This window comes from Enterococcus sp. AZ156, assembly GCF_051714165.1.
GTDB classification, from domain to species: domain Bacteria; phylum Bacillota; class Bacilli; order Lactobacillales; family Enterococcaceae; genus Enterococcus_B; species Enterococcus_B pernyi.
Genome location: NZ_JBIORI010000001.1, coordinates 2,260,133 through 2,275,864 on the forward strand (window position 1 = coordinate 2,260,133; position 15,732 = coordinate 2,275,864).

The window sequence follows — 15,732 nt, forward strand, 5'->3', positions numbered from 1 at the left end:
AGTGTAAAAAAAAACGAATCAATGAATTCATCTAAGCAACTAATCCAAAAAAGCCGAAAATAGTCCAACCTATTTTCGGCTTTTATAGATTATTCAGTTGATCAGTTCTGACAGAATCCTTTAATCAATTTATGTAAGAATAAGTTTTTTGTGTTTCTTTGACTAACCTTTGTCTAAGGCTTTTTCTTGTTCGTCTAAAGCTAGCGACACTTTGTTGCCAAATTGCCCTTTGAGGGTCTCCTTCAATCCTGTACCTGCTGAAGAAATCGTGCGTTTTGCTCTATTTGTCTCATTCTTCCCAGATTGATTTGTCGTTCTTATTTTCAATCCCTTCTCACTTTTCAGCGCGATTCCAAGTGAACGAGTTAAGCATTTCTCCATATCTTTCTGATATTTCTCCCACCATTGATCAATCGTTTCAATCATTTCAAACATCTCAAAACCTCCATTCTTTTTAATCCAATTGTGCCAGTTTCTTACGATAGACCTGCTCGTTATCTTCTAGGTCAAGCTGGATTTTCTTTCGTTGATGGCGCAATTCCGTCGACAGATCCTCTTCTAAACGAGAAATCATGATACGTCCATAGTCAAAGGCCTCTTGTGGTTCAGAAAAAGAGTGCAAAATCAATCGGAGATCTTTGTAAGTTGCTTCCGCTAGCTCATGGACTTTTCTTTCTGTTGCAATCAATGCTTCTTCTTGCTCTGATAACCCTCGTTTCGTTGCTTGATATGTTTCATAAAGCTGTATTTCCTGACTCAATTTTCCTCTCCTCCTTTTATACACCAAACAATTGATTCGCTAATTCTTTGTCACTTGTCACCATTTCATTGATTTTTCGGGTGATTTCATCGGCGAGCGTTTGAAACTGTTCCGACATCTGATCGATCTGGCGGATTTTATCTCTAAATTCCTGTGTTGGCTCATCGACAATCTCCCATTTTGTACAATTAACTTCGGCTAATGTTTCAATTACCTCGTTGTACGTCAAATGTGGCGTATAATTGCGTACTCTTCCCAACCAGTCATTCCATAACTCTTCCAACTCCGTGATCCCGTTTTGGTAAATCACGCGAACATTGCTCATCGCCTCATCAAATTTACTTGCTGCGGTCCGTACTACAGCAAATGCTTGGCTATCCTCTAAATAAATTTTTTCTGATTGAGAAAGTCCGCCGCCACTTGCAGTCAGCTTCTTACCTAACTCTTTTAAGGTCAAGAATTCTTTGATTTGAACCTTGAGCCACTCATTTTCTTCTTTCAAACGCTTGATTTCATCTAGCGTATGTTCGCCACTGACTGCTAGTAGTTTGATCATTGCTTCGTTTTCCAAAAGCGTTTGTTGCCACAAAGTTGGGGCTAACAAGATCCCCCCATTGCCATCGACGTATACGATGATCTGTCCATGCTTATCGATATAATTTCCTTCTTTATCAACCCTGAATTGATCCAATGAATGCCCTGCTGTTTGCCACCCCGGGTTATCAATCCCAAAACTATTGATTGGAAGCATCTCTTTCCCACCAGTGAAAAGCCCACTCGTGACGACATCCGAAGTGTCGTAGATATTGATCAGGGTACCGTTGTGATTATCGAATAAGGCTTGTGCAAGCCCTGGTCCTGCCGCGCCGTACGTCACACTATCATAACCATTGATCGCTGCGACAAAAAGTGCTTTAGCGCCACCTAATGAGTGTCCTGTCGTTGAGATCGTATAGCCATCTGATTTGGGATACTGCTTTTCAATTTCACGGGCATAGTTCAAGGCAGAAGCAAATGCACCATTTGAGTGTTTATTACTTCGACCAATTTCCTCAAGGTTAGTATGCCAATCTTTGAGCGAAGTCGTGCCAGCATAGGCAATCGTAAGGTTTTTGGTGATGACGGAGTCAGGGAAGCCAGGTACTTTTTTTAATTGCTCTTCATTGTACCCAAGATATTCCTCTTTTATTTTAGCAACTACCATTGCTTGCATACTATTTTTCTTTGGCTTAGATTCATTGCCGATTTTGTCTTTATTTGTATCTATTGTATCTATAACGATAAATTGAGTCCCTTTTACTAGTTTACCGATTTTTACTAGACCGTTTTCGATACGATATACAAATTTAGATATCTTTCTATTTTGGTCCATTAGTCTATCCCTCCCCTATAGTATATAATTTGATCATCAGGGAGTACAAGTTGAGTTTTTGCTTCTTTTTCAGTGATATAATAGGGACCCTCACCTGTACTATTAGTTATTGTATAAATGAACTTGTCTGTTTCTGCTGACCTTGTATCTAACCATACTTCTTCTTGATAGACATCATTAACTGTGAAATAGATAATTAATGAATTCATTGGATCAATGGAATATCCAGTAAATTCAATTTTAGTTATCTCCTCATATTCTCTGACCTCCAACAATGCTTTCAAATATTCTTCCGTTGTCATTTCACCTTGTCCGCGGTCATACTTTCTGAAAATTTCTTCTTCTTTCTCCCGATTGTTTACATAGAGACGATAATTATTATATACATAATTCGCCAGATCTTTCTGTATTTCCAGCAATTCTTGACGATCTCCTTCTCTTTTATCCATATACATTTTTCCTCCAATTCCTCCTAAAATAATTACTACTAATACACCTAACCAAAGTCGTTTCTTCATATACGCTCCTTTATCTATGAATATCTGTTCCCTCATATTATTTTCAATCATAGAGTTACTCTCTTTTTTGTTATATACGTTTTTTCACTCAATTGTTTTTATGTAAAACTTCTCACTATGCCTATGGTCGTATCACTAAGGATTGATATCGGATGTTTTTTAATGAAAAAAGACATCTAAAACAGAAGGATTTCTGCTTTAGATGTCTTTATGACTATAAGATTATTCGCTAACTGTTACGTCGCCTGTTACTGATGCGTCGTTTTCGTCAAGTTTTGCTGAATCTTGGTATTCTTGTTTTTCAAATGTTACGTTACCCTCTACTTTTGCTCCGTCTAATACAAAGCCGTTCGCTTTTACAAGTACGTCACCTTTGATTGTTCCGTGAACGATATTTGTGTTTTCTGATTCAACGATCAATGTTGGAACAGTGATTGTGTATTCAGCAGTTACGTTACGGTCATCGTCTTGTGAGTACAAAGCAATTTTACGGTAGATATCTGCACTTGCATCATCTTTGTCATGGAATTCGCCTGCGATAGTTACATCATTTGAGAATGTCACATCACCTGTTGCTGCAACGATCCAGTTACCGTCAGCTGACATTGCTTTTTCTAAAACAGCTGGATCATCACTGATTGAAGCTGTTGATACAACATCTGCTGAACTTTCTGTTGTACTTACTTCTGTTGTTGATGAAGCTGAACTAGAATTAGATGAATCATTGTTGTCAGCACCACAAGCTCCTAAAGCCAAAAGTGCTGTTGCTGTTAAACCTAATAAAGATAATTTTTTTGATAACATTAAATTTCTTCCTCTCTTTTTGTATTCCTATGAAATTATACCATGAAAGCGTACTTATGTGAAATAATCTTCATGAAAAGAAAAAATATTTTATATAGTAGAAAATTTACGATAACATCCTCTAGTTATTCTTGTTACGCCAAGAATAAAAACAGCTAGTCAAAGGTAACTAATTCCGTATTTTCAACAAAAAAGTCAAAGAATGTGTCATTTGCCATCGGATGAAAATAGGCATTGATGATTCGGATCAGTGCATTATGGCAAACAAGCAAGTAGACATTGTCCTCATCTTCTAAGCACTCTTTCAATAAAGGAGTGATCCGTGCATACACATCTAAAACCGATTCCCCATTTGGAAAACGTACCGCAAAATTTTGGCGTGCACGTTGAAAGTCTTCGTCTTCGCTAGGACGCCCATCATAATCCCCAAAATCCATCTCGATCAGTCGTTCATCCACTGTCATAGGTAGATTGACTTTTTTGGCTACCGCTTGTGCCGTATCTCTTGCGCGTTGCAAAGGGGAATGTATGATCTTGGTGATCGGTATTTCCAAGTTTGCAACTTTTTCAGCGAGTTTTTCTGCTTGTTGTTTACCTTTTTCTGTTAATTCGATGTCTGCATGGCCACAAACTAAGCCTTGAGCATTCCAAGTCGTTTCGCCATGTCTAGTAATATATAACATTAGATAACTCTCCTTTATTTTATGCTCTTTCAATTTTATCATACAATTTCAGTCCAAATGGATCATCTGCTTGGAGTCGACGACGTTCGATTAGCCTTAGTGATTCAAATGTGTGTTTCTCTTCTTCTCAAGTCGATTCTTTTCGTTGCGACTTTTTCTAAGAATCGCTGGTCATGATCGACGATCAACATCGCTGGTTTGACTTGTACTAAAAGCTGCTCGATTTGTTCTTGATTGAACACGTCCAGATAATTCAATGGCTCATCCCAGATATAAAGATCTGCGGATTGTGCAAATGATTTGGCTAATTCCACTTTTTTTCTTTGCCCCATACTCATGTTTTCAATGGAGGTATGAAACACGTCTCTTTCCATTCCTAATTTACGAAGATTATTTAAAAAGAGTTCCAAGTCTAGCTGATTCTTTTGCGCAAAATCTGTTAATGTTCCGGTGTTATCTTCATAGTTTTGGCGAACATAACTGATGCTGATTGTTGCCGGACGTGTGACATTTCCCTTGGATTGACCAGTAAATTCCCCAAGTAAATACTGGATGATCGATGATTTACCACTACCATTAGGTCCAGTTATTGCCACACACTCTTGTTGCTCGATGCTAAAGCTGATAGGATCGAATAACATCTCTTCATAGCCTAATTGTAGATTTTCTACTGTCAATAAGCGTTTATTATGCGACTGATTTGGGCACATGTTCAATGAATCGATCGACTCTAGATCTTTCAATAATTTCTCTTTCTCACTAATTTGAGTTTCCATCCGATTGACGATCGCTTTTGAACGTTTCATTGTACGAGCAGCATCCGCTCCAATTGCGCCACGATTGACACGCCGTGCTTCGGTATCAATAAAGCCAACACGTTTTTTTGTTTTGTCTCCTTCTCGAGAGTTAGCCCACTCCGCTTTTTCAGCTGCGGTTTTTTTCAAACGTCCGACTTCTTTTTTGATTTTTTGGTTTTGTGCTAACTCAAATTCATCTTTTCTACGCTTTTGTTCTTCGTAGACGGAATAATTTCCTTGATAGATCACTAATTGACTTTTTTCGATGACCAAAAGATGGTCAACGACTTCATCAATAAACTGACGATCATGACTGACAACAATAAACCCTTGTTTTTTCTTATTCAGGTATTCAGCTACTTGCTGACGCCCAATCACATCTAAGTGATTTGTTGGTTCGTCAATCAGTGGAAAATGCAGCTCATCGGTAAATAAGAGAGCCAGCAATACTTTTGTTTTTTCTCCGCCGGAAAGGGAATCGTAAGAGCGCCAGAGAATTTCCGGATTTGCCTGCATCAACATCAGCTCACGCTCGATCTCCCATAACTCACAATCTGAAACTTCTAACAACACATCATAGGTTAGTCGATTCGTTTCCCTGACCTGTTGTGGAAAATAGACAAATTCTTGTTGATGGGTCACTTGTCCTTGATAAGGTAGTTTGTTTTGCAAAATAGTTAATAACGTCGTTTTGCCACGACCATTTCGACCAATCAGTCCTAATTTCCATGTGGAATCAATATTTAAGTTTGCTTGATCGAATAACAGATCGTCTTGGCTGTCATAGCCAAACGTCAATTGTTTGATTTCGATTTTAGACATTTATCTTCACCTCGTTATAAAAAAGACCAGTCCTATTTTCAGAACTGGTCAAAGAAGATGAGTACAAAAAGAGACCCACTCATTGAAAACAGCCAATTCTGAAAATCTGCATACTATCCCCTTGAACGAACAAGGTATAGTTAAAATGCAGCTTCAACAAATTGACTTACTTTTTCAATGCGCGGATCCCTCACTTTGTCTTTATTTGCCACTAGGTTACCATAGGTGTTTTAAGACTGTCAACCAATAAATTATTGAAACAAGCCACTGATTGCCTGTGAAAGCAGTCTGACGTTCTCTAGTGTTTCTTGATGATCCAATGCCTTATCAAGAGAAGTTGGGCCAGTTTGGATACTAAATACACTAGGAAGGATCGTCGTTAATTCACCTAAATCTTTTTCCCGACTCCCACAGAACGCTACAACTTTTTTGTTGTGTTTTTTTGCCAAAGAAGCTACACCATAAGGCACTTTCCCATGAATTGTCTGTTGATCGATCCGTCCTTCTCCTGTAATCACGATATCGGCTGATTTGATTTTATCTTCTAAGTCTACTAACTCAGAGACAGTCATAAAACCTGCTTTCATCGTAGCCCCGACAATGGCTAGAGCGCCTCCGATTCCACCCGCTGCGCCACTGCCAGCGAGTTTATTCAAATCAATTGCTGTGCTTTCTTTGATTTGTTCAACGATCTTTTCTGCTTGGGCTTCCAAATATGCTAGAGTTTCTGGTGAACCACCTTTTTGTTTCCCAAATAGTTGAGTCGCACCCTGTTTGCCAGTGTAAGGACTCGTAACGTCCGCTGCGATCGTTAATCGTTGCTCGATTCGCTCTAATTGAGAGACGTCGATTGTCTCGATGGATAACAAAGGATTCCCTTCTGTAACGCCATTTAGTTTCGCCCCTAATGACTGCAATAAACCCAAGCCTCCATCAGAACAACCGCTACCACCTAATGTTACGATAACTTCGTCTACTTGCTGATCCAAAGCATCTTTGATCAACTCTCCTAAACCAAAACTTGAAGCTAACCGGATCGTTTGATCTGTCGGTTCGGTCAACAAGTCCAATCCAATGACTTCCGTCGATTCAATGATGGCTAACTTACGGTTCTTTTTTTGTGTCAGTAAATAACGACATGCTTTTTCCCGAAAGAGCAAATCTGGACAAAAAAGTGTTCGCCATTCCCCACCTAAAGTAGCGTAAATCACTTCAGCAGTTCCTTCGCCACCATCTGCGATAGGTTGATTGACTGTTTGTTCCGCCTCCCCCCAGCCTTGCAATGCTGCTTGGTTGAGTTCAATAGACGATGCGCTACCTTTAAACGAATCGATTGCTGCAAGTAATTTCATTCTGAGACTCCTTTTTCTGCGATGATTGAACAACGTGTTTTTCTTTAACTATATCATATCTAACGTGCTTCAATACCGCTATATTCATAGATAGAAAATACTTCAGGATCATAATCGATAAACCGCTGTGACCAATTTTCTACATCAAAAAATTCGATGATCTCACGATCGACGGTTTGATAAGGGCTATCTAAGAAGGCAGGAAGTTCATCCAAATTCCTTTCTTCCAACAAGAAAATATTTTGTGGATTGTAGAAACGATACCCGGAAATCGCTTTGTTATCAGTAACTAATTTTTTTTGGAAGAAAATAGATTCAAATGTTCGTAAAGTCACACCACTTTGACCTTCTCGCAACAATTCCAAAATACCGGTCGAACCATTCGTCTTTTGTAAATATTCTGTATAGGTCAGATACCCTTCTTGATCATTTCCACGACTTGGTAAAATATAAAAGTTTGTTGAAATACCTAACTGTTCAAATGCGGCTTGATAATCATCTGCTCGTTGTTTTCTGCCGTTATCAGTTGCTCCAAAGAACAGATCAGTCGTGACTTCAGCTTTTGGTAATTCCATCTCTTTTGAATAAAAAGAACTATTGTGTTTAATCCCTAACTCTTTTGCTTCTAAAATATCAAAATGGTAAATGTCATCAATTGCTGGTTCTGCTTCTGCTTTCTTCAATAATTGAAGGTGTTCTTCTTTAAAATGGTTCCAAAAGAAGAGGATGATCTTCGCATTTGTGTACGGTCGAATACGAGAAGCAAATGCCACATCAAATCCATAATCTAAAAAAATAATTAGTTTATATTGATCGAGTTGCTGTTGGAACGATGACATAAAGAAATCATCCATCAAATCTTTTGCTGAGATGACGTCCATTGTTTGTACGTATGGGAAAAAATATAACGCCTTATTTTTCGCTATAAGCAATCGTTCGTGTTGGCTCATAGTTATCAACTCCTTATTTTTACTTACTCAAAACAATCCTATTAATTATGGGTTTCCTCTTATAATAGCCCTGCATGAAAGGAAAAAGCGAATGAAACGCTTTCGTTTCAAGTTATTTTTTATAGAAATATAACAATAATTATCAAAACAGATAAGAGTTCTATGATTGTTTCATTAAAAATTACAAAAAAGTTTTCAGAATAGTTGTAATTGTCAGACAATTTGTTATTATAGAGAATATTATTTTATAACCTATTTGTTTTTTCATTCATGTTTTTAGAAAAGAGGGTTTTTGATGGAAAGTACAGAACAAACAAAATTAAAAAAACAGCTAAGCTCCAGACACATCACGATGCTTGCTTTGGGTGGTGCAATTGGTGCTGGTTTATTCAAAGGAAGTGGTGAAGCCATTGGGATCGCTGGTCCTGCGGTCTTGCTTGCTTTTTTGATCGGTGGTGGTATTTTATTTATTGTTATGAGTGGTCTGGGTAAGTTAGTTTTAGACGGTGGGGATACACAACATGGATTATCTGGCTTGATTCGCCCTTATTTAGGTAATCATTCTGCGGATTTCGTCGACTGGGTCTATTATTCCATGTGGATGATCAATATCATCGCTGAGGCTGTAGCAGCAGCTTCCTTCTTACAATTATGGTTTCCGCATGTTCCTGCATGGTGTTTCATCTTACTTTTAGCTATTTTAACGACTCTGATCAATCTTTATTCTGTCCGCTTGTTTGCTGAAACCGAATATTGGTTGGCTTTTGCGAAGATCAGTGTCATTATCTTGATGATTCTTTTCGGGTTATATCTCGTCGGACAACAAATGTTAGGAACTGGAATTTTTCCTACATTAAGTCAATTGACTGATCACGGTGGCTTTACTCCCCATGGATTAAAAGGGGTCATTAGTTCATTACTTGTCGTTATCTATTCATATGGTGGGTCAGAATTGATTGCAATTACTGTCAGTGAAGCGGACGATCCTAAAAAAGCCATACCAAAAGCGATAAAAGGGGTCATGGGCCGAATTGTTTCCTTCTATATTATTCCGCTTTTCTTATTGCTGATTCTTTTCCCTTGGAATACTTTAGCTGGTTCTGCGGTTAGCCCGTTCGTCTTGGTGTTTGAACAGATGAATATCCCTTTTGCTAGTGATATCGTGAACTTCGTCATTGTCTTGGCACTCTTTTCATCGATCAATTCTGGCGTTTATGCTTCTTCTCGTCTCTTGTTTTTCCGTTTGAAAGACAAAAAAGGCACCGCCAAGAAACTGGCAAAGTTGAACAAACATTATGTGCCACAACGTGCTGTATTATTTTGTACCAGCGTGCTATATCTAGGGGTCATCCTTTCCTATTTCGTAGGTGACAAACTTTTCGGTTACTTAGCCGGTTCTCTTTCTTATACGGTACTCGTGATTTGGCTAATGATCAGCGCTGCCGCTTTTCGTTTAGCATTGAAGAAAGGCACTTGGCAAGCCAAAAGTTTTAATTTATTTGCTTTGATCGCGTTAAGCTTGATCTTGATTGGGATACTCATGACAAATTCAATTGGTGTAACGGTCTTGACAGCTTTATTATATGCGGTGATTTTCTTTAGCTATCAAAAGAAAAAAGATGTCTTTACGATAAAAAATGAGCCTTTTTCTTCGATATGATTGATGGTAAAGATAGATAACTAAAACTTCCCCATGAACCAGCTAGAAAATACGAGATCACTTGATGGATCTTTGAGCTTTCTAGCTGGTTTTTATTAATCTTTTTAGAGAACTTTGAGCCTGAATGAACCATTCGTCCAAAAAGATCCCCCTCGTTTTTTTGCAACGACACTTGAACAGATGTTGTTTCACTTCATCGATACGTTCACTTGATAAGTCAATCCATTGATTATCCAAAAAAAAATAGCCCCCCGCTGATTGGGTGACTATTTTTTTGAGTTTATATCGTTTCCTTCACAACGTTCAATTGTTCCTGCTTTTCATTATTTTTTGCAGTACCTAAACCAGTAATGGCACTGACCATCGAAAAGACGGGAGAAAGCAAACTGAAAAATACGAATGGTAAGTAGGTCATCGTTGGTATTCCAAACGTGCTGGCAACAAAACTACCGGCAATCCCCCAAGGAATAAGGTAATTGATGACTGTCCCTCCATCTTCTAAGGTACGACTCAAAACAGTTGGATCAAGTCCTGCTTTTTTGTATGTTTCTTTGAACGCATTTCCTGGTAAGATCACAGATAAGAACTGTTCACCGATAAACAGATTGACACCAATACTTGTCATTAGTGTCGTAAAAATCAGTTTAGGTATCGTCGTCATTTTCTTCGATACCACTTCCATAACTGTAGAGATCAACTCAAATTCGATCAATAAACCGCCTAATGAAAGCGTCAGAATAATCAAGGAAACTGTAGGCATCATACTTTCGATCCCACCGCGGCTAAGTAACGCATCGATTTGCGTGTTTCCTGTTTCAGATAGAAAACCAGATTCGAGGACTGTCGCTAGTCCTGAGAAGGAAGTGCTTGGATCTTGGATAAAAATCATTCCAACTGCTACGGCAATATTCAACAGGATCGTTAAGATCGCTGGAACTTTTTTCCAAGCACAAACCAACATCAAGAATAAAGGGATTAGAGACCAGATCGAAATCGTAAAGTTGTTTTCTAAAATAGTTGTTACATTTTGGATTTCTGTCAAGCTGGCACCTTTATCTGTATGTCCTAAAAATGCAAACAAAATCAAAGAAACAATAAATGCCGGAAGTGTTGACCACATCATATGTTTGATATGTTTAAATAGATCCGCATCAACAATGGCTGCTGCCAGATTTGTCGATTCAGATAATGGCGACATCTTATCTCCAAAAACTGCCCCAGAAACAATAGCACCGACAACTAATGCGGGGTTCAATCCCAACGTTGTGCCGATACCGAAAAAGGCGATACCGATGGTTGACATGACAGTAAAGGCACTACCGACTGCACTGCCGACAATGGCACACACAACAAAAACTGAAGGCACAAACCATGGGACACTAATGATGTTAAAGCCATAGACCATCAACGTTGGAATGATGCCAGCTTGGATCCAGACCGCAATCAATGCGCCGACTAAAATAAAGATAAAGATCGGGATGATCCCCGGTTTGAGACCGTTGATGATTCCTTCATGTAATCGATCGGTTGGCTGTTTCTTCACTACTGCGTAGACCATGACCATACCAATAGCAATCAAAATCGCGATATTCGGTGAAATCTTAAAGCCAACTACTCCGGCTGCTATCGTTGCAACGATAATTATTAATACACTCACTGCTTCTATAAAACTAGGTTTTTTTATTTTTTCCATATCCATTCTCCTTTTTTAAGTTTGTTACGTCTTAAAAAAGCTTCGATATCGAATGACTCCGCCACAGTTCATCTGCGTTTCCTCCCTAAAAAAAGACAAAAAGATCTGTTTTCAACTAAGGACGAATTTCTCCGCGGTACCACCTTAATTAAAAACAGATCTGTTTTTCACTTTGATTTGAATGATTTAATTGTTAAAACTTTTCCTGTAATTCATAGAATTGGCTTGGTCGGTTCGCAGCAACCACCGACTTTCTGAACAAAACACCAAAACTACTACTGGGTGAAAAGTGAACTTTCATGAAGTTTACCTGCATCTGTCCAATTTGTCAATCTAAATGTATTTTTTCTGAAAACAAATGTTTTGATTCATAACGATCTAGTCCTTTCACCCATCCATCATTTTCCGTTATTTTTTTGCAAGGATTGCTTGATGCTCCTGCTTTATTTTATCTAGAAGTTCTGGCTTTCCAAATAGATCTAATGCAGTATTTGCCAATAGTTCAGCAGCAATGGCAATCGAAGCTAGTCCTTTTTCACTACGAGCAGCTGCTTTAAATTCTTCCGAATGACCGGCGATATATTCATCAGCAATCGAGACGGTTGGTTGGATCGTCGGAATCACATGGCTCACGTTACCAACGTCAGAAGAACCTAGACTTGTTTGTTCTTTTGTTTCGATTTCTTCATCAGGTACACCTGCTGCATTCGCATGACTGAAGAACAGCGCATCAAATGAAGGCGTCACGATCACATCATCGACAGAATTTTGGAACAATCCAAATTCATAACTTGTTCCCGTACTCAAAGCCGCCCCTTTCACGATATTTTCGACTTTTTGATACACCTCATTCAATGTCTGACGATTTTTTGCTCGTAAGTAGAATCGACCTGCTGCGTATTCGGGAATCACATTCGCAGCGACTCCCCCATCCGTGATGATCCCATGGATATTGACGTCTTTTGGCAGTTGCAGGCGCAACGCATTGATTCCATTAAACACTTGAATCAACGCTTCTAAGGCATTCACTCCTTTATCTGGTGCGGCAGCTGCATGGGAAGCAACACCATGGAACTTGATGTCCACCGGGTCATTCGCTAATGATTCTGTCGTTTTGCCGTAACGATATGCGGGATGGACACAAAGTGCCGCATCCACATCTTCAAAGAAGCCTTCCCGTACAAAACTTCCTTTAGCTGATCCGTTTTCGCCTCCCTCTTCTCCAGGTGTGCCATATACCCGAATCTCTCCACCAATCTCAGCAATTCGTTCGCGCAAGACACTGGCAGCTAAGACAGAATACGTACCAAACAAGTTGTGTCCACAAGCATGACCGATTCCTGGTAAAGCGTCAAATTCTGCTAAAAAAGCAATCGTTGGTCCTGGTTTTCCTGAAGCGTAACGAGCATCAAATCCTGTTCGATGACCAGCAACATCTTTTGTGACAGAAAATCCTTCTTTTTCTAATTGTTTGATCAAAGCATCTGAGGAATAAAACTCATAATTACTTACCTCAGGATGGTCATGGATATCTAGTGCTAATGCTTGATATTCAGCTAATCGTTGCTGGATTGCTTCCTTAAAAGAATGTGTTGTTAAAGTAGATGTTGTCATATTGGCTTCCTCCAGTTTGCTTTTTATTTTTCACCAAATGTTTCCCAGGCAGGTACGCTTGATCCTTTTGATGTTTCTTCGATCACTTTTGCTGTTTCTTCCGTTTGATAGGTGTCAACGATCTTTTGATAGATTTCGTTATTTTCATCTTCTTTTCTTGCTACAATGATGTTGACATATGGTCTGGCACTGTCATCGACAGGTTCTAAAAAGATAGCATCACTCGTTGGGTTCAATCCTGCATCGACTGCCACACCACTGTTAATCACTGAAAGATCCACGTCATTCAATGCACGAGCTGTTTGTGAGGCATCCAGTTCAGAGATGTCTAGGTTTTTTGTATTTTCAGTGATATCTGAAGTAGTCGGCGTTTGGCCTTTCGCTGGATCAACTTTGATCAAACCAGCTGTTTGTAGCAATAGCAACGCCCGTCCGCCATTTGTGACGTCGTTTGGAATAGCTACTTTTGCGCCATCCTTGATATCATCAATGGATTGGATCGTATTGGAATAGATCCCTAAAGGTGCATTCACTGTGTTGCCGATCGAGACTAGATCCGTTCCGTGTTCCGTATTGTAATTGTCTAAAAAGAATTGATGTTGAAAAGCATTGAGATCGATCGAGCCATCTGCTAATGCAGCATTCGGTTGATTATAGTCGGTAAATTTCACGTATTCTAAGTCAATATCTTCTTTTGCTAAACGTGCCTTGACATCATCCCAAACGTCAGTGTCCTCTCCAATAATCCCAAGTTTTACTGTCGTTTGTTTTTTTGTGTCTGTTTCGGCATTGCCTTGGCTACAGCCAGCCAACCAAATAAGTGCAACAAAAGCAAGTACTGTATAACGAATGAGTTTTTTCATGATGATTCCTCCAGTTTAATGTGATATTTTTTTGATCAATAAATTGCTGATCCATTGACTTAAGAAAACAAGGATCAAGATCAACAAAGTGGCGACGATAGTCACGTCTGTTTGAAAACGATTATACCCACGAGAAATAGCTAGGTTTCCTAATCCTCCTGCCCCAACTGCTCCTGCCATAGCAGTCAAGCCAATGACATTGATGATCGTCAATGCAGAGACACGAATGATCCCTGGCAAGCCTTCGATCAAATAGACTCTAAAAACGATCCCTATTGGACTGGTTCCCATAGATTCGGCTGCTTCAATCACTCCAGGATCTACTTCTAACAACGCATTTTCCACTTGTCGAGCGAAAAATGGCACAACACCAAAGATCAAAGGGACTAAAGCAGCTTTCGCGCCGATCGTAGTACCGACTAAAAAGCGAGTCGTCAATGCCAGTAAAGAAAGTAAAATGATAAAGGGAATCGAGCGGACAACATTGATGACCTTGTCTAGCACCTCATAAAGCAAGCGATTTTCAAGCAATCCTTGGGGCCGTGTCACAACCAATACGATCCCAAAACCAAGACCGATCGCACCTCCGATCAACGCGGTCCAAAAAGACATATACAACGTTTGTTTCGTCGCTTCAATAAATTCATCGGGTATCAAATAGACATTAGGTAAATAGGTTTCTAAGAAATGGGTCATATCAGCGTCCTCCTTGAATCACTTTCATTTCCTTACTTGCGCCATTTTTTTGTAAAATCGTTGCTTGTACACCGGATTCAATAAGATAAGCCAAGGCTTTTTCTCGTTGATGGATCTCTCCTGATAAAGTAACGATCAATCGTCCTAATGGGGTTTCTTGTAATAGTTCTACATTGCCGTATAAAATATTCGCACTGACTTGGTATTTGCTATAAAGTTGTGCGATCAACGGTTCATTCGTTTGTGTGCCCACATAACTCAATTCCACTAACCATTTATTGGTCAACTGATCTGCAAAAGCACGATGCGAGCGAATCGTTTCTAATGCTTGGTCAACGTGGGTGGCTGTTCGGATAAACTCTTGCGTCAAAACTTCTTTTGGTGCACTGAAAATCTGAACGCTACTTCCCTGTTCGATCACTTCCCCGTTTTCCATCACAGCTACTTTGTTGCAGATTTCTTTAACGACTTGCATCTCATGTGTGATCAAAACGATTGTCAACCCTAATTGCTGATTCAGTTTTTTCAATAAAGCTAAAATCTGATGGGTCGTTTTTGGATCTAAGGCACTCGTTGCCTCATCACAAAGTAATACTTGCGGATCACTGGCTAATGCACGAGCGATAGCAACTCTTTGCTTTTGTCCTCCTGAAAGTTGTTTTGGATACGCAGTAGCTTTTTCTTCTAACCCGACTAATGTTAAAAGCTCATTAACTTTTTGACGACGCTCCTGTTTCGATTTTTTCGTATATTTCAACGAGAAATCGACGTTGTCAAAAATCGTGCGACTTTCCATTAGGTGAAAATGTTGAAAAATCATCCCGATCGATTTTCGTTCTTTTCGTAATTCTTTCGGGGATAGTTTTCCTAGCTCTGTTCCATTGATGATGACTTTGCCACTTGTTGGTTTTTGTAACAGGTTCATGACACGAACCAGCGTACTTTTCCCAGCACCTGAATAACCTACGATTCCGTAAACATCCCCTTTAGCAATCGAAAGATCCACCTGTTTCACTGCCTGGATCGTCTTTTCTTTTTGTTGGAAAGAAACATTTATTGCTTGTAATTCAATCATTTTTACTCCTCCTTCGGTTTGACGATAAAAAAAGGCATCCTCAAGAAAATGACTCATCACTTTCTTGAGGACG

General features: G+C 39.3%; 15 protein-coding genes and 1 other annotated feature (1 of these 16 running past the window's edge). Of the genes, 1 reads left to right on the forward strand and 14 read right to left on the reverse strand.

Features of this window, described 5'->3' with window-relative positions; translation table 11 throughout:
• Positions 1-162 precede the first annotated feature (162 nt).
• The 9 genes from IGJ95_RS10755 to IGJ95_RS10795 form a co-directional block, all read right to left on the reverse strand.
• A complete protein-coding gene (locus IGJ95_RS10755; protein ID WP_010734740.1) occupies positions 163-435 on the reverse strand; it encodes a hypothetical protein in 273 nt (90 codons plus the stop codon).
• A 19-nt stretch (positions 436-454) separates the two neighbouring features.
• Complete coding sequence (locus IGJ95_RS10760; RefSeq protein ID WP_023520120.1) at positions 455-760, reverse strand: hypothetical protein; 306 nt, start codon at positions 758-760, stop codon at positions 455-457.
• Positions 761-776: 16 nt separating this feature from the next.
• Positions 777-2,132 (reverse strand): lipase family protein, encoded by a 1,356-nt coding sequence (locus tag IGJ95_RS10765; protein WP_438761852.1) that lies wholly within the window; start codon positions 2,130-2,132, stop codon positions 777-779.
• Entirely contained in the window at positions 2,132-2,701 is a 570-nt protein-coding gene (locus IGJ95_RS10770; protein ID WP_023520124.1) for a hypothetical protein, read from the reverse strand. Before IGJ95_RS10770 ends, IGJ95_RS10765 begins: the two co-directional genes overlap by 1 nt.
• Positions 2,702-2,872: 171 nt before the next feature.
• Complete coding sequence (locus tag IGJ95_RS10775) at positions 2,873-3,454, reverse strand: polymer-forming cytoskeletal protein (RefSeq protein WP_019723609.1); 582 nt, start codon at positions 3,452-3,454, stop codon at positions 2,873-2,875.
• Positions 3,455-3,609: 155 nt separating this feature from the next.
• On the reverse strand, positions 3,610-4,137 hold the full coding sequence (locus tag IGJ95_RS10780) for a histidine phosphatase family protein (RefSeq protein WP_010734735.1): 528 nt from the start codon (positions 4,135-4,137) through the stop codon (positions 3,610-3,612).
• A 104-nt stretch (positions 4,138-4,241) separates the two neighbouring features.
• Positions 4,242-5,756, reverse strand: a complete 1,515-nt coding sequence (locus IGJ95_RS10785) for an Lsa family ABC-F type ribosomal protection protein (protein ID WP_438761855.1) — start codon at positions 5,754-5,756, stop codon at positions 4,242-4,244.
• Between the two features lie 251 nt (positions 5,757-6,007).
• Positions 6,008-7,108 (reverse strand): glycerate kinase family protein, encoded by a 1,101-nt coding sequence (locus tag IGJ95_RS10790; RefSeq protein WP_010734733.1) that lies wholly within the window; start codon positions 7,106-7,108, stop codon positions 6,008-6,010.
• A gap of 59 nt (positions 7,109-7,167) precedes the next feature.
• A complete protein-coding gene (locus IGJ95_RS10795; RefSeq protein ID WP_010734732.1) occupies positions 7,168-8,058 on the reverse strand; it encodes a hypothetical protein in 891 nt (296 codons plus the stop codon).
• 295 nt (positions 8,059-8,353) lie between these two features.
• Here IGJ95_RS10795 and IGJ95_RS10800 point away from each other — a divergent pair, with 295 nt between their 5' ends.
• Positions 8,354-9,718 carry an amino acid permease gene (locus tag IGJ95_RS10800; RefSeq protein ID WP_153830181.1) on the forward strand — a complete coding sequence of 455 codons (1,365 nt, stop codon included), beginning with the start codon at positions 8,354-8,356 and terminating at the stop codon, positions 9,716-9,718.
• A 280-nt stretch (positions 9,719-9,998) separates the two neighbouring features.
• Here the strand turns inward: IGJ95_RS10800 and nhaC are convergent, their stop codons facing one another.
• The 5 genes from nhaC to IGJ95_RS10825 form a co-directional block, all read right to left on the reverse strand.
• Positions 9,999-11,411 carry a Na+/H+ antiporter NhaC gene (nhaC, locus tag IGJ95_RS10805; protein WP_153830180.1) on the reverse strand — a complete coding sequence of 471 codons (1,413 nt, stop codon included), beginning with the start codon at positions 11,409-11,411 and terminating at the stop codon, positions 9,999-10,001.
• A 408-nt stretch (positions 11,412-11,819) separates the two neighbouring features.
• On the reverse strand, positions 11,820-13,025 hold the full coding sequence (locus IGJ95_RS10810; protein ID WP_010734729.1) for a M20 family metallopeptidase: 1,206 nt from the start codon (positions 13,023-13,025) through the stop codon (positions 11,820-11,822).
• A gap of 23 nt (positions 13,026-13,048) precedes the next feature.
• Positions 13,049-13,888: a MetQ/NlpA family ABC transporter substrate-binding protein gene (locus IGJ95_RS10815; RefSeq protein WP_153830179.1), complete on the reverse strand. Its 840-nt coding sequence runs from the start codon at positions 13,886-13,888 to the stop codon at positions 13,049-13,051.
• A 15-nt stretch (positions 13,889-13,903) separates the two neighbouring features.
• Positions 13,904-14,584 carry a methionine ABC transporter permease gene (locus IGJ95_RS10820; RefSeq protein ID WP_023520129.1) on the reverse strand — a complete coding sequence of 227 codons (681 nt, stop codon included), beginning with the start codon at positions 14,582-14,584 and terminating at the stop codon, positions 13,904-13,906.
• Between the two features lies 1 nt (position 14,585).
• Positions 14,586-15,659: a methionine ABC transporter ATP-binding protein gene (locus IGJ95_RS10825; RefSeq protein ID WP_010734726.1), complete on the reverse strand. Its 1,074-nt coding sequence runs from the start codon at positions 15,657-15,659 to the stop codon at positions 14,586-14,588.
• A gap of 63 nt (positions 15,660-15,722) precedes the next feature.
• Positions 15,723-15,732 (reverse strand) — a binding site (T-box leader) (it continues 230 nt past the right edge of the window).

What these genes read in the sequence shown, in the direction of transcription:
- IGJ95_RS10825 (WP_010734726.1), bottom strand. Translation starts at nt 15,659, where the DNA reads ATGATTGAATTACAAGCAATAAATGTTTCTTTCCAACAAAAAGAAAAG.
- IGJ95_RS10770 (WP_023520124.1), bottom strand. Translation starts at nt 2,701, where the DNA reads ATGATTGAAAATAATATGAGGGAACAGATATTCATAGATAAAGGAGCG.
- IGJ95_RS10800 (WP_153830181.1), top strand. Translation starts at nt 8,354, where the DNA reads ATGGAAAGTACAGAACAAACAAAATTAAAAAAACAGCTAAGCTCCAGA.
- IGJ95_RS10790 (WP_010734733.1), bottom strand. Translation starts at nt 7,108, where the DNA reads ATGAAATTACTTGCAGCAATCGATTCGTTTAAAGGTAGCGCATCGTCT.
- IGJ95_RS10780 (WP_010734735.1), bottom strand. Translation starts at nt 4,137, where the DNA reads ATGTTATATATTACTAGACATGGCGAAACGACTTGGAATGCTCAAGGC.
- IGJ95_RS10775 (WP_019723609.1), bottom strand. Translation starts at nt 3,454, where the DNA reads ATGTTATCAAAAAAATTATCTTTATTAGGTTTAACAGCAACAGCACTT.
- nhaC (WP_153830180.1), bottom strand. Translation starts at nt 11,411, where the DNA reads ATGGAAAAAATAAAAAAACCTAGTTTTATAGAAGCAGTGAGTGTATTA.
- IGJ95_RS10795 (WP_010734732.1), bottom strand. Translation starts at nt 8,058, where the DNA reads ATGAGCCAACACGAACGATTGCTTATAGCGAAAAATAAGGCGTTATAT.
- IGJ95_RS10820 (WP_023520129.1), bottom strand. Translation starts at nt 14,584, where the DNA reads ATGACCCATTTCTTAGAAACCTATTTACCTAATGTCTATTTGATACCC.
- IGJ95_RS10765 (WP_438761852.1), bottom strand. Translation starts at nt 2,132, where the DNA reads ATGGACCAAAATAGAAAGATATCTAAATTTGTATATCGTATCGAAAAC.
- IGJ95_RS10785 (WP_438761855.1), bottom strand. Translation starts at nt 5,756, where the DNA reads ATGTCTAAAATCGAAATCAAACAATTGACGTTTGGCTATGACAGCCAA.
- IGJ95_RS10810 (WP_010734729.1), bottom strand. Translation starts at nt 13,025, where the DNA reads ATGACAACATCTACTTTAACAACACATTCTTTTAAGGAAGCAATCCAG.
- IGJ95_RS10815 (WP_153830179.1), bottom strand. Translation starts at nt 13,888, where the DNA reads ATGAAAAAACTCATTCGTTATACAGTACTTGCTTTTGTTGCACTTATT.
- IGJ95_RS10755 (WP_010734740.1), bottom strand. Translation starts at nt 435, where the DNA reads ATGTTTGAAATGATTGAAACGATTGATCAATGGTGGGAGAAATATCAG.